12 protein-coding genes are annotated in these 13,649 nt (G+C 63.2%); 5 read left to right on the top strand and 7 right to left on the bottom strand.

The features are described 5' to 3' along the window. Positions 1–13: 13 nt before the first annotated feature. The 4 genes from SIN08_RS09090 to mnmE form a co-directional block, all read right to left on the bottom strand. Positions 14–808: a ParA family protein gene (locus tag SIN08_RS09090; protein WP_322451243.1), complete on the bottom strand. Its 795-nt coding sequence runs from the start codon at positions 806–808 to the stop codon at positions 14–16. A 42-nt stretch (positions 809–850) separates the two neighbouring features. Beyond that, complete coding sequence (gene rsmG / locus SIN08_RS09085) at positions 851–1,489, bottom strand: 16S rRNA (guanine(527)-N(7))-methyltransferase RsmG (RefSeq protein ID WP_322451242.1); 639 nt, start codon at positions 1,487–1,489, stop codon at positions 851–853. Further along, the gene (gene mnmG / locus SIN08_RS09080; RefSeq protein WP_322451241.1) at positions 1,486–3,351 is read right to left on the bottom strand and encodes a tRNA uridine-5-carboxymethylaminomethyl(34) synthesis enzyme MnmG; all 1,866 of its coding nucleotides are present in this window, start codon (positions 3,349–3,351) and stop codon (positions 1,486–1,488) included. Before mnmG ends, rsmG begins: the two co-directional genes overlap by 4 nt. Positions 3,352–3,795: 444 nt before the next feature. Then, positions 3,796–5,106 carry a tRNA uridine-5-carboxymethylaminomethyl(34) synthesis GTPase MnmE gene (gene mnmE / locus SIN08_RS09075; protein ID WP_322451287.1) on the bottom strand — a complete coding sequence of 437 codons (1,311 nt, stop codon included), beginning with the start codon at positions 5,104–5,106 and terminating at the stop codon, positions 3,796–3,798. A gap of 56 nt (positions 5,107–5,162) precedes the next feature. On the opposite strand from mnmE, the gene SIN08_RS09070 reads away from it, so the two are divergent. Beyond that, on the top strand, positions 5,163–7,184 hold the full coding sequence (locus SIN08_RS09070) for a thioredoxin domain-containing protein (RefSeq protein ID WP_322451240.1): 2,022 nt from the start codon (positions 5,163–5,165) through the stop codon (positions 7,182–7,184). A 115-nt stretch (positions 7,185–7,299) separates the two neighbouring features. Here SIN08_RS09070 and rho read toward each other — a convergent pair whose 3' ends face one another. The 3 genes from rho to hemE form a co-directional block, all read right to left on the bottom strand. Further along, on the bottom strand, positions 7,300–8,565 hold the full coding sequence (rho, locus tag SIN08_RS09065; RefSeq protein ID WP_322451286.1) for a transcription termination factor Rho: 1,266 nt from the start codon (positions 8,563–8,565) through the stop codon (positions 7,300–7,302). A 207-nt stretch (positions 8,566–8,772) separates the two neighbouring features. Beyond that, the gene (gene hemJ, locus SIN08_RS09060; RefSeq protein ID WP_322451239.1) at positions 8,773–9,306 is read right to left on the bottom strand and encodes a protoporphyrinogen oxidase HemJ; all 534 of its coding nucleotides are present in this window, start codon (positions 9,304–9,306) and stop codon (positions 8,773–8,775) included. Further along, entirely contained in the window at positions 9,303–10,337 is a 1,035-nt protein-coding gene (gene hemE, locus SIN08_RS09055; RefSeq protein WP_322451238.1) for a uroporphyrinogen decarboxylase, read from the bottom strand. Before hemE ends, hemJ begins: the two co-directional genes overlap by 4 nt. Before the next feature lie 306 nt (positions 10,338–10,643). Between hemE and SIN08_RS09050 the strand changes: the two genes are divergently transcribed. From SIN08_RS09050 to coaE, 4 genes are read left to right on the top strand one after another with little or no spacing between them, the layout of a single operon-like run. After that, on the top strand, positions 10,644–11,561 hold the full coding sequence (locus SIN08_RS09050) for a pyruvate, water dikinase regulatory protein (RefSeq protein ID WP_416208038.1): 918 nt from the start codon (positions 10,644–10,646) through the stop codon (positions 11,559–11,561). Between the two features lie 14 nt (positions 11,562–11,575). Next, complete coding sequence (locus tag SIN08_RS09045; protein WP_322451236.1) at positions 11,576–12,184, top strand: Maf-like protein; 609 nt, start codon at positions 11,576–11,578, stop codon at positions 12,182–12,184. After that, positions 12,177–13,013 carry a shikimate dehydrogenase gene (locus tag SIN08_RS09040; protein WP_322451235.1) on the top strand — a complete coding sequence of 279 codons (837 nt, stop codon included), beginning with the start codon at positions 12,177–12,179 and terminating at the stop codon, positions 13,011–13,013. The genes SIN08_RS09045 and SIN08_RS09040 overlap by 8 nt, the downstream gene beginning before the upstream one ends. Further along, positions 13,010–13,594, top strand: a complete 585-nt coding sequence (coaE, locus tag SIN08_RS09035; protein ID WP_322451234.1) for a dephospho-CoA kinase — start codon at positions 13,010–13,012, stop codon at positions 13,592–13,594. Before SIN08_RS09040 ends, coaE begins: the two co-directional genes overlap by 4 nt. The last annotated feature ends 55 nt before the right edge of the window (positions 13,595–13,649 follow it).

Genomic DNA, 13,649 nt, shown 5'->3' with positions numbered 1-13,649 from the left:
GGGCGGAGAGACTTCATGCCGCCCGCAGGCGGCGTTCCCGCCGGATCACTTCGGAGGCGAGTTGCAGATAGGCTTGGCTGCCGGAGCATTTCAGATCGTAGAGGATGGCGGGCTTGCCATAGGACGGCGCCTCGGAAACACGGACATTGCGCGGGATCACTGTCTCGTACACCGCCTCGCCCATATGCGCGCGAACATCCTCGACCACCTGATTGGCGAGGTTGTTGCGGCGGTCGAACATCGTCAGAACGATGCCCTGTATGGTTAAACGCGGGTTAATGGATGTGCGGATCTGCTCGACCGTCTCGAGAAGCTGGCTCAGACCCTCCAGGGCGAAGAACTCGCACTGCAGCGGCACGAGGATCGAATCGGCCGCCGCCATGGCGTTCAAAGTCAGGAGATTAAGCGAAGGCGGGCAGTCCACGAGCACATAGGAATAGGGGATCGCCTCCGGCGCCTCGCGCAGCGCGCGGCGCAGCTTGAGAACACGGTCCGCCGCCTCCGAGATTTCCATCTCAATTCCGAGCAGGTCGAGCGTGGAGGGGATGACGGAGAGCCCCGGAACGGCGGTCTCCATGGCTGCCTCTGCGATTCCGGCTGCCCCCGTCAGCACGTCATAGGAGGAAATCATGCGCGCCTGTCGGTCGATGCCCAACCCGGTGCTCGCATTGCCTTGCGGGTCTATGTCGACAATCAGCGCCCTTTCGCCGATTGCGGCGAGCGCGGTGGCCAGATTGATGGCCGTGGTCGTCTTCCCGACGCCGCCCTTCTGGTTTGCCACAGTGATGATGCGCGGTCGCGTGCTCATAAGCTCCTGCCGGCAGTGATTTTCCCGTTGCCGCGCCAGTGGCTAGCGAGCACGTCGGAGATTGTTGATCTCCAGGATGACGCCGTCACCACCGAGCGACTCGCCGTGTTTTACCAGATCGAATTGCCAGACGTTATAGCTTTCTTCGATTTCCCTCTGGTAATCCCGGCCTTTATGAAAGAGCGCCCGGGCACCTTTCGACAGCCAGGGCTCAGCCAGTTCGAGGAGGCGCGGCAGCGGTGCGAGTGCGCGCGCGGTAATGATTTCCGGCTGCGCCACAAGATCATAGCTCTCCTCGATCCGCCGGGAATGGACTCGCGCCGGAGCCTTCAGGCCGGCCAGGACCGTTTGTAGAAATGCCGCTTTCTTGCGGTTGCTTTCGATCAGATCGACATGACTGCCCGGCCTTTCGGTCAGCAAAATGGCGACAACGGCGCCGGGAAACCCGCCGCCGGAGCCCAGATCCACCCACAGGGTGGCCTCCGGTGCGAGCCGGATCAGCTGTGCGCTATCGAGAATGTGCCGCTCCCATAGATGCGGCAGGGTCGAAGGCGCGGCCAGATTGATGCGTACGGCCCAGCGATTGAACTCCCGCTCGAAACTCTGCAACCGCGCAAATGTTTCACGTGAAACCGGCCCGGCAGCTTTCTGCAGGGCGTCGAAAGCCACGGCGTCGCTCACGCGGCCCTCCGCCTTTCGCCTTGACGCAAGGAGACGAGGATCAGTGCCAGCGCGGCGGGGGTCATCCCGTCGATTCTTTGCGCCTCTGCCAGCGAGCGTGGCCTGTGCCTTCGCAGCTTGTCCTTCAGCTCGTTGGACAGACCCGCCACCGCGCCAAAATCGGTGTCCACCGGAATGATGGTTTCCTCGTCCTTGCGCAGGCGCTCAGCGTCGGCTGCCTGTCGCTCGAGATAGACGGAATATCGTGCCTCGGTTTCGAGGCATTCGGCCGTCTTGGCCGTAATGGCGCCAAGCTCCGGCCAAATCCCAACCAGTCGAGCCATCGTCACATCCGGATAGGCCAGCAGATCATAGGCAGATCTACGCGCCCCATCGTGGTTGAGCGCGATCCCGTGCCGACCCGCCTCGTTTGGCGTCAGCATCAATGCCTGGGCACACGAACGGGCAGCACTAAGCTCTTGTTCCCACGACTCAAACCGCTCCCGCCGCGGTGAGGATGCAATACCCCAGTCGATCGCAAGCGGCGTCAGGCGTGCGTCGGCGTTGTCAGCGCGCAATGACAGGCGAAACTCCGCCCGCGACGTGAACATGCGATAGGGTTCACTCACCCCCCGCGTCACCAGGTCGTCCACCATCACGCCAATATAAGCGTCGGCGCGCCCAAGGGTGATCGTCTGACCACCGGAGGCAGTTCGGGCTGCATTGATGCCAGCAAGGATTCCCTGCCCCGCTGCCTCCTCATAGCCGGTCGTCCCATTGATCTGTCCGGCCAGAAAGAGACCACGCACGCGCCGCGCCTCAAGGGAGAGCTCGAGTTCCCGTGGGTCTACGTGATCATACTCGATCGCGTAGCCCGGTTGCAGAACACGAACATTGGCAAGTCCTGGGATGGTCCTGAGAAACGCATCTTGAACGGCTTCCGGCAGAGAGGTCGAAATGCCATTGGGATAGACCGTATCGTCGTCCAACCCTTCCGGTTCCAAGAAAATCTGATGCCCGTCGCGCTCGCCAAACTTCACGATCTTGTCTTCGATCGACGGACAGTAGCGCGGCCCGACACCACCGATCGCGCCGGAATACATGGCCGAACGGGAAAGGTTTGCCTCGATGATCGCGTGCGTGGCCGGCGTGGTACGGGTGATCCCGCACGCGACCTGCGGATTGGCAATCTGGTCCGTCATCAATGAAAACGGCACGGGATGCGGATCCGCCGTCTGCTGGCCCAGCGCCGACCAATCGATTGTCCGGCCGTCAAGACGCGGCGGTGTGCCCGTCTTCAGCCGGCCCAGGGCGAAGCCGGCCTGTTCCATGGATGCCGAAAGGCGCTTGGCGGCCGGTTCGTTCATCCGACCGGCAGGAATTGTGCGCTCGCCAATATGGATCAGGCCCCGCAAGAATGTGCCCGTGGTCAGGACAACGGCACCGCACGTGATGCGGCGTTCGCCGGAAAGAACCAAGTGATCGATATGACCGTCGTGAATGCCGAGCGCAAGGGCTTCGGCCTCGATGACGTGCAGGCCGGGCTGCGCCTCGATTGCCGCCCGCATTGCCTTGCGGTAGAGCTTTCGGTCCGCTTGCGTCCGCGGACCGCGCACTGCCGGCCCCTTGCGGCGATTGAGAAGACGGAACTGAATGCCCGCGGCATCGGCCACACGGCCCATCAGACCGTCCAGGGCGTCGACCTCCCGCACGAGTTGGCCTTTGCCGATGCCGCCGATGGCCGGGTTGCAGGACATGACGCCGATGGCATCCGCGCGCAACGTCACTAGTGCCGTCTTGGCCCCCGCGCGTGCGGCAGCAGCAGCAGCTTCGCACCCGGCGTGACCACCGCCGATCACAACGACATCGAACGCTTCCGACATAGCAACTCCTCTGATTGACCTCAGATGCGCATATCGCGTCCACTAGTCAAGTGCGCAAGAATGTTTCACGTGAAACGGGTTCGAGTACCTCCGGTCCGCCTAGAGAGATCGCTGCCGCACAGACTTTGGATGTTTCACGTGAATCATCAGGCAGCGCAGGGCTGGCGAGGTGAAAGCGCTTTGCGGCGGCGTGGGCAATCGGCTGGCACCGGCTTTTCCCTGCACCCACCGAGCACGTGATGTGCGGGCGATGGTGAGCACGAAAAGTGAAGAAGACTTCGAGGTGCAAGGATGCTCGCCATTGTAGTTCGGCTGGGTGGCGGGGCGCAAAGCCTCTCCGCCTTGGCCGTCACTTCGAGCCATGGTTAACCGGTGGCGGGGAGGGCGCGTGCAGCGGAACGCAGGCTGAACCATTCGCACTCCACCGACCATGTTTCACGTGAATCACTTGCCGATGCAGAACGATGAGAAGATCGTGTCAAGGAGATCCTCCACATCGATATCGCCACAGACCCGACCGAGGGCGGCGGACGCCACGCGAAGATTCTCCGCCCGCAGCTCAAGATCCTCCGGAACGCCGTGTAAGGCGGCGTCGAGGCTCTCCACAGCCTCATTCAAGAGCGCGACATGGCGCGCGCGGAAGGGCAGGATTTCACCCGCGCGCTCCCGATATCCCGCTGATCTTTCGCGCAGGAGATCGAGCAAGCGTTCCAGCCCGTCGCCCGAGGCCGTCGAAATCAGGCAGTCATAGTCCGGCGATTGACCGACAAGCAGGTCACTCTTGTTTCCAACCCGCAGAAAAGGGCGGTCCGGAAGTCCGCGAAAGGGCACCGGGGCCGCAGCGTCCTCGAGCAGGAGAACCAGATCCGCGCGCTCGGCGCGCTCCAGGGAGCGTTCGATCCCGATCGCCTCGACCCGCCCGCGCGCTTCGCGAATTCCCGCGGTATCGGTCAGCACCACCTTCATTCCGCCGATGTCGAGATTCACCTCCAGAATGTCGCGCGTCGTCCCGGGCTCGTCGGTGACGATGGCGACATCGCGCCGCGCCAACGCGTTCAGAAGGCTCGACTTGCCGGCATTTGGCGCACCCAGGATCACCACCTGATAACCGTCCCGGAGGATCTCCGCGTCCCGATAGGTGGCGGCATGAGCGGAGATGGCCGCCCGCAAGTCCGTGACCTCTGCCCAAACCGTCTCGGCAACGGATCCCGGTACGTCCGATTCATCGGCAAAATCGAGCTCCGCCTCGATCATCGCCCGTGCATGGATGAGCTGCTGCCGCCAGCCTTCATAGAGCATCCGGTGCTGCTCGCTGCTGTTGGCGAGCGCGAAACGCCGTTGCGCCTCCGTCTCCGCGGCGATCAGGTCCGAGAGCGCCTCCGCGCCCGTCAGGTCGACCTTTCCGTGGAGAAAGGCACGCTTGGTGAATTCACCCGCTTCGGCCGCCCGCATGCCGGGAAGGGATCCGAGCGTGTCGAGCACGGCCGCTACCACCGCGCGACCACCATGAAGATGCAGCTCGCCGCAATCCTCGCCCGTAAAGCTTGTGGGCCCCGGAAAGAAAAGGCACAAGCCGCGGTCCAGGACATCCTCGCCATTCGCGATCGCCGTCAGCTTTGCGCGGCGCGGCGGGGGAACGCTTCCGGTCATCCGCTCGAGCACGCCGGCGGTCGCCGGACCGGAAAGCCGCACGACCGCGACGCCGGAGGGCAGGGCGCCGCTCGAAAGTGCGAAGATCGTGTCTCGCGCAATGATTTGATCCGCCATGGCACTCGCTCTACCTTCCACCGTATCAGGAAGCCTCAGGAGATATGACCGTGCCCCTTCCGCAGCGCAACCTGCTCGACGAGCAGACCAGCCCCTATCTTTTGCAGCACAAGAACAATCCCGTCCACTGGCGTGCCTGGTCAGCCGAGGCGTTGGCGGAAGCGCAGGCCCTCGGTAAGCCGATACTGCTTTCCGTCGGTTACGCCGCTTGCCACTGGTGTCACGTCATGGCCCACGAAAGCTTCGAGGATCCCGATGTTGCCTACGTGATGAACCGCCTTTTCGTGAATATCAAGGTGGACCGCGAGGAGCGCCCCGACATCGACCAGATATACATGACCGCCCTGCAGGCCACGGGAGAGCAGGGAGGCTGGCCGCTGACCATGTTCCTTACACCCGACGCAAAGCCGTTCTGGGGAGGAACCTACTTTCCGAGGACGACCCGCTTCGGGCGGCCCGGCTTCGTCCAGGTGCTGGAAGCGATTCATTCCGCCTGGCGGGAAAAGAAGGACGAATTGCAGCGCAGCGCCGAAGTCCTTTCGGACCATGTCCAGAAGAATCTCGCGGCCCCCGCGTCGGGGGCGGACACGGCGTTCGAACCGCCATTACGCGCGCTCGCCCAGCGGATCGGGTCCGTCACGGATCCCCTGTATGGCGGGCTCAAGGGCGCGCCGAAGTTCCCCAACGCCCCGTTCCTCGACGTGCTGTGGCTCGATTGGCTGGAACACCGTACCGCCGAACATCGCGAGGCGGTCGTGCGCACCCTGCGCTATATTTTCTCCGGCGGGATCTACGATCACGTCGGAGGTGGTCTCGCGCGCTACGCCACCGACCCGCAATGGCTCGTGCCGCATTTCGAGAAGATGCTCTATGACAATGCGCAGATGGTGCGCCTTGCATGCTATGCCCATGCCGAGACCGGCGACCCACTTTTCAAGAAGCGCATTGACGAGACGCTGACCTGGATGCTGCGCGAGATGCGTGTGGAAGGTGGGGCCTTTGCCTCAAGCCTCGATGCGGATTCGGAAGGCGAGGAGGGAAAATTCTATCTCTGGACCCGCAGCGAGATCGAAGCGGTCCTCGGTTCCGAAACCGAACGGCTTCTGGCCACCTACAGTCTTTCCCAACCGGAAGGTTGGGAAGGCGATCCCATACTGCACCGTCTGGACCGGCCGTCGCTGGAATCACCATCCGACGAAGACCCGCTGAAAGACCTGCTCGACCAACTCAGGGAAGCGCGGGAGAAGCGCCCGCGGCCGGGACGCGACGACAAGGTGCTCGTCGACTGGAACGGGCTGGCCATCGAGGCACTTGCGACGGCCGGCCGGCAGTTTGCGCACGATGCATGGATTGAAGCTGCCCGTAACGCCTACCATTTCGTGTGCGAATCGATGCAGGGGGGGCGTCTGCCCCACAGCATCAGAGCCGCCAAGCGGCTCTTTCCCGCGCTCGCCAGCGATTATGCCGCGATGATCTCGGCTGCCATCAGCCTCCACGGCGCTTTGCAGGACGAGGTGTTCCTGCAGCAGGCGCGCGAGTGGGCGGATAAGCTCGAAGAATGGCATGCCGACGGGTCCGGCACCGGCTATTTCCTGACAGCGGCCGACAATGACGACCTGCCGATGCGTATCCGCGGGGATGTCGACGAAGCCGTGCCCTCCGCAACCGCTCAGACCATCCGTGCGCTGGTGCAGCTTTCGTCCGCCACCGGCGACCATGCGACCTACGAGAAAGCCGTACGGGCGGCCGAAGCCGCGCTCGACCGGACCCAGGGCCAGATGCACGGCCAGGCCGGCATCGTCCATACGGCATCGTTGGCCCAGCGGCCGATGAAGCTGCTCATCAGCGATCATCCGCGCTTCGTTCCGGTATCGAATCGAATCCCGGATCCGCGCCGTGTCGATATCCTTCTTGGTGAAAGGGAGACCGCTGCCGAAAGGATGGCCGGGATCAACGTTGATCGGCAGATCCCGGGTGCCTGGCTGTGCATCGGCCAGAGCTGTCTGCCCCCGTTGCGCGATACGAGTACGCTTGAGGCGGCGCTGCGGGCCGCCGCGCGCGACTAGAGCAGGTGCGCTCACATTCGTTCGCTCGCCTGCTCTATCTGTTTGTTTTCGCCGCATTTGTGCCACGCCAAGTGATTCCACTTGGCTGCAAAATGCTCCAGCCCGCCTCTCCGCCTTAGGTGTTCATGGAGTCGAAGAATTCTGCGTTGTTCTTGGTCTGCCTGAGTTTGTCGTTCAGGAACTCGATTGCATCGGTGGTCCCCATCGGCGACAGAATACGGCGTAGGACGAAAATCTTCTGCAGGTCCTGGCGCGGCACGAGCAGGTCCTCCTTGCGCGTGCCGGACTTCAGAATGTCCATGGCCGGGTAGATGCGCTTGTCGGCCACCTTGCGGTCGAGCACGATCTCGGAATTACCCGTTCCCTTGAACTCCTCGAAGATCACCTCGTCCATGCGGCTGCCCGTATCGATGAGCGCAGTCGCGATGATCGTCAGCGAGCCGCCTTCCTCGATATTGCGCGCGGCACCGAAGAAGCGCTTCGGACGCTGCAGGGCGTTGGCGTCGACACCGCCGGTCAGCACCTTGCCGGAAGACGGCACCACAGTGTTATAGGCCCGTCCGAGACGGGTGATCGAATCAAGCAGGATGACGACATCGCGCCCGTGCTCAACGAGGCGCTTGGCTTTCTCGATCACCATTTCGGCGACCTGCACATGGCGCGAGGCGGGCTCGTCGAAGGTCGAGGACACCACCTCGCCATTGACCGAGCGCTGCATGTCGGTCACCTCTTCCGGCCGCTCGTCGATCAAAAGCACGATCAGGTAGCATTCGGGGTGATTGGTGGTGATCGAATAGGCGATGTTCTGCAGAAGCACCGTCTTACCGGTCCGCGGCGGCGCCACGATGAGCCCGCGTTGCCCCTTGCCGAGTGGCGCGACCAGATCGATCACGCGTGCGGAAAGGTCCTTCGAGGTCGGGTTCTCCACTTCCATCCGCAGCCGCTCGTCCGGATAGAGCGGCGTCAGATTGTCGAAATGGATCTTGTGCCGGATCTTCTCGGGATCCTCGAAATTGATCGAGTTGACCTTCAGAAGAGCGAAATAACGCTCGCCCTCCTTCGGACTGCGGATCGGCCCCTCCACCGTGTCGCCCGTCTTGAGCGAGAAACGCCGGATCTGCGACGGCGAGATGTAGATATCGTCCGGGCCCGGCAGATAGTTGGCGGAGGCTGAGCGCAGAAAGCCGAAACCGTCCTGGAGAACCTCCACGACACCATCGCCGATGATCTCGATGTCCTGCGTCGAGAGCTTCTTCAAAATCGCGAACATCAGCTCCTGCTTGCGCATGATGCTGGCGTTCTCGACCTCAAGCGATTCGGCAAACGCGATCAGATCGGTCGGCGTCTTGCTCTTCAGCTCCTGTAACTTCATTTCCTGCATGGTGGCGGACTCTGAATGCATTTTGGAAGCCTGGAGAATGGCCGGGGTGCCTGCGGCACCGGCGGCGTCCGGGATCGTCGGAGAAAAGGCACCGGACGAGGAGGGAAGGAACCGTCCTTTTATCGCCCCGACGGATAAAGAGCAAGGCGCCTTTTCATTCCCGTCGGAGAAAAAATCGGGCCGCCGGAAGCTTGCCGGTCGGCCTGGTCAGAACGGCTTCACGATCACCAGGATGACGATCACGATCATCAACAGCGTTGGCACTTCGTTAACCATACGCCAGTGGCGTGTGCTCCTGATGTTGCGGTCCTCGCTAAAGAGCCGCACCGTCCGCGCGAAATAGCCGTGCAGCGCCGACAGAGCGATCACCGCCGCGATCTTGGCGTGCAGCCATCCGCCGGAAAAGCCGAACCCCCGCCATGCCAGCCACAGGCCCAATACCCATGTTGCGATCATGGCCGGGTTGATGATGGCGCGCAGCAGACGCCGCTCCATCACCTTGAACGTCTCGCTCTCCGTGGAACCGGGCCGTGCGTTCGTATGGTAGACGAACAGCCGCGGCAGATAGAGCATACCCGCCATCCAGGCGATGATGGCGATGACGTGGAAGGCCTTCACCCACTGGTAAAAGTCCTCGCCGACGAACAGGAAGAAAAGCACCGCCGATACCGCGAAGACAAGCAGCGAGACCATGGCGCGCAGCGCCGCTTTTCGACCACTGCTCTGAATCTCGGCCATCATCGGCTCGCCTCCCGCACGCGGCTTACCATTCTCTCCACATGGGCGATCGGCGTCTGCGGCGTCACGCCATGGCCGAGGTTGAAAATCAGCGGCCCGCCGCCCAGCGCCTCCAGGATCGCATCGACCCCCTCATCCAGTGCCCGCCCCCCTGCACACAAGCGCATCGGATCGAGATTGCCCTGCACGGCACCCCGTTTTTGCAACGCGCGCGCCTGGCCGAGCGGCACGGTCCAGTCCAGCCCCAGCACCGTCACGCCGGTTGCCACGCGGTAATCGCCGTAGAACACGCCGGCGCCCTTCGGAAAGCCGATGATCGGCACATGCGGATGGCGCGCGCGCACCCGCCGGACGATTTCCGCCACAGGCCGCACGCACCAGGCCTGGAAGCTTTCCTCATCCAGCACACCCGCCCAGGAATCGAATATCTGCAGCGCATCGGCGCCGGCATCCGCCTGGCGGATCAGGTATTCAGCCGAGCGCACGGCAATGACGTCGAGCAGCCGCGCAAAGGCTTCCGGAGACGAATAGCCGAACAGCCGTGCCGGCGCCTGATCCGGCGTTCCGCGCCCGGCGATCATATAGGTCGCCACCGTCCAGGGCGCACCGCAGAAGCCGATCAGGGCCGTTTCCGGATCCAACGTGCTTCTTAGCCTGCCCACCGTCTCGTAGATGGGCGCCAGCCGGTTGTGAAAGTCGCCCCCTTCCCGAGCCAGATCATCGATCTCGGCTTCAGCCAGCGGTTCCATCCTCGGCCCCACCCCTTCCTCAAAGCGCAGGTCCCGGCCGAGCGCATGCGGCACAACCAGGATATCGGAGAACAGGATGGCAGCGTCGAATCCGAAACGCCGGATGGGCTGAAGCGTCACCTCGACCGCGAAATCGGGGTTGTAGCACAGATCCAGGAAACTGCCGGCCTTCTGCCGCATCGAACGATACTCCGGCAGATAGCGTCCCGCCTGACGCATCATCCAGATGGGCGGTGGGAAGACCGACTGACCGTTTACCGCCTCGATGAAATTCCGTGCCGTCACGCCGGAGGCCTCCAGGAGATTCAAAAAATAAAGAATCCAATAAAGGGGATTCTTCTGATTCTACGAGTCTGTTTGGAGTGTGGATTAAAATCTGTCCACGGCTCTCCCACATCCGCGGCTGCGCATATTGCCGCGCAGGCCACGGATACATGCTGGACAAACCTGGGGATGGTCGTCAAATGGAAATCCTATTCAAGGACTTGCAAGGGTCCTTCTCAAAGGTTCCGGCGCTCGCGCATGTGAATGGCATCTTCTTTTCACGAAGTTTTCGACAAGCCGAGAACGATCTCCGCATCGTCGTGAATTGTGGATGATGCGCGACTTTTTCCCGCGGCGGTGCCTCGCCTTCATCGACGCACCGCGCTATCAACATCTCTCCACAGAGCCGGAGCGCACGGTGTGCAAAAAACCCAGAGCTTCTTCCATCTGCACCTGATCTCCGACGCCACGGGCGAAACGCTTCTGGCCGCCGGGCGGGCCGCGGCGTCGCAATACAAGAACGCCCGCGCGATCGAGCATATCTATCCGCTCGTCCGCACCGAGAAGCAGATCGCCAAGGTCTTTGCCGAGATCGACGAGGAGCCGGGCATTGTTCTCTACACCATGGTCGACCAGACCCTGGCGCGGCAGATCGACGAGCGCTGCACGGCGATGGGTTTGCCCAGCGTTTCGGTGCTGGAGCCCGTCCTCACGGTGTTCCAGTCCTATCTCGGCACGCCCGCCGGGCGCCGGGTCGGGGCGCAACATGTGCTCGATGCAGAATACTTTCGCCGCATTGACGCGCTCAACTTCACCATGGAGCACGACGACGGCCAGCTGCCCCACGACGTCAACGAGGCTGACATTGTTCTCGTCGGTGTCTCGCGAACCTCGAAGACGCCCACCAGCATCTATCTGGCCAACCGCGGGATCAAGACCGCGAATGTACCGATTGTCCTCGATGCGCCGCTGCCCGACAGCGTGGCACAGGCACACCACCCCCTGGTGGTCGGGCTGGTGGCTTCGGTCGAACGGATCTCGCAGGTGCGGCAGAACCGGCTTCTGACCAATGCGGCGTCGGCCAGCGACTTCGACACCTATGCCGACCGCACCACCATCGCCCGCGAGCTGGCCTATGCGCGCCAGATGTGCAGCCGTCACGGCTGGCCGGTGATCGACGTCACCCGCCGCTCGATCGAAGAAACCGCAGCCGCCATTCTGGCGTTACGCGGCAAACCCTGGTGAAAAGGCGAAGACCCATGCCGAGAGAGCCGGAAACCATTATTCTCGCTTCGACCAGCCCTTTCCGCAGGCGGCTTCTGGAAGATGCCGGCCTGCGCATCGAGGCGATCGCCCCGGAAGTGGACGAACGGGCCGCGGAAAAACCGCTCGAAGAGACTGGCGCCAGTGCCGAGGACATCGCGCTGGTGCTTGCCGAAGCCAAGGCCGTGGACGTGTCCGAACGCCATCCGGAACGCTGGGTCGTCGCCGGCGACCAGACCCTGTCTCTCGGCGACCGGACCTTTCATAAGCCGGCGGATATGGAAGGCGCGCGCCGCCATCTCCTGGCACTTTCCGGGCAAACGCACCAACTCAACAGCGCTGTCGTCCTGGCGCGCGGCGGAGGGGCCGTGTGGCGGCACGTTTCCCTCGCGCATATGACGATGCGGCGGCTGGACCCCGGTTTCATCGGCCGCCACCTCTCACGCGTCGGCGAAAAGGCGCTGACGAGCGTGGGCGCCTACCAGATCGAGGGTGAAGGAATCCAGCTCTTCGAAAAGATCGACGGGGATTACTTCACCATTGTCGGCGTGCCCCTGTTGCCGCTTCTGGAAAAGCTGCGCGTGCTGGGGGTGATCGATGGCTGACAAACTGCGCGCCTTCGTCTGCGGCCATCCCGTCGCCCACTCGCGCTCGCCGCTCATCCACGGAAATTGGCTGAAGGAGCATGGCATCGAGGGCAGCTATGAGCCGCGCGACGTCGCGCCAGGGGACTTCGAAGCGTTCATCGGCGGCCTTGCGGGCGGCCTCTATGCGGGCGGGAATGTGACCATACCGCACAAGGAGAGCGCTTTCCGGCTGGTCGACCGGCATGACGCGGCGGCCGAGGCGATCGGCGCGGTGAACACGCTTTGGATCGAGGACGGCCGGCTTTACGGCGGCAATACGGACGCTTACGGCTTCGCCGCAAACCTCGACGCTTCGGCTCCAGGCTGGGATAGGGAGAAAACCGCCACCGTCCTCGGCGCCGGAGGCGCAGCCCGGGCGGTCGTGCATGCGTTGAAAAGCCGGAACATGGGCGAAATCCGCATCGTCAACCGCACCCTGGCCCGCGCGCAGGAACTGGCGGCAGGCGACGGTCGCATCAGCGCCCATCCCTGGGAGGCATTGCCGGAACTGCTCGCCGATACCACGCTGCTGGTCAACACCACGTCACTCGGGATGAAAGGCGGCGGAGAGTTGTCGATCGATCTTGATCCGCTCCCGTCCGCTGCCGTGGTGACAGACATCGTCTATGTGCCCCTGAGGACACCGCTCCTCGCCGCCGCGGCCAGACGCGGGCTCAAAACCGTGGATGGCCTCGGCATGCTCCTGCACCAGGCCGTTCCCGGGTTCGAGCGCTGGTTCGGCGTCCGTCCCGAGGTGACACCCCGCCTGCGCGAAATCGTCGTTGCCGATCTGGGAGCAGGGGCGTGATCGTCCTCGGCCTCACCGGCTCGATCGGCATGGGCAAATCGACGACGGCGCGCATGTTTGCCGAGGAAGGCGTGCCGGTGCATGACTCCGACGCGGCAGTACATCGTCTCTACGCCGGAGAAGCGGCGCCTGTGGTGGAGAAACTTTTCCCGGGGACCGTGGTCGACGGCGCGGTGGACCGTACCCGGCTGACGCGCGCCGTGGTCGGTAAGCCCGATGCGCTGAAGGCCCTGGAAGACCTCATCCATCCCATGGTGCGCCGGGATGCCGACCGTTTCGTCGCCGACCATCGGAGAAAAGGCACGCCGCTCGTCCTCCTCGACATCCCACTCCTTTTCGAGACGGGAGGAGAGAACCGGGTGGACAAGATCGTCGTCGTCACCGCGCCGCATGAGGTCCAGCGCGAACGCGTCCTGTCCCGCCCCGGCATGACGGAGGAGAAGTTCGCCGCCATCCTGAAGCGCCAGGTGCCCGACGAAGAGAAGCGAAGGCGTGCGGATTTCATTATCGACACCAGCCTCGGCATGTACGCAGCCCGCCTGGCCGTGCGCGATATCGTTGGACAACTGACTGCGCGCTGACACCAACCATTCTTAGCCGCCTTGCTCCAGCCACGGCTTCTGGTCCATCCTGCCG

Source organism: Chelativorans sp. M5D2P16 (assembly GCF_034427935.1).
GTDB lineage: Bacteria > Pseudomonadota > Alphaproteobacteria > Rhizobiales > Rhizobiaceae > Chelativorans.
The sequence above is the reverse complement of the archived record's forward strand: the minus strand, read 5'-3'. Positions and strand labels throughout refer to the sequence as shown.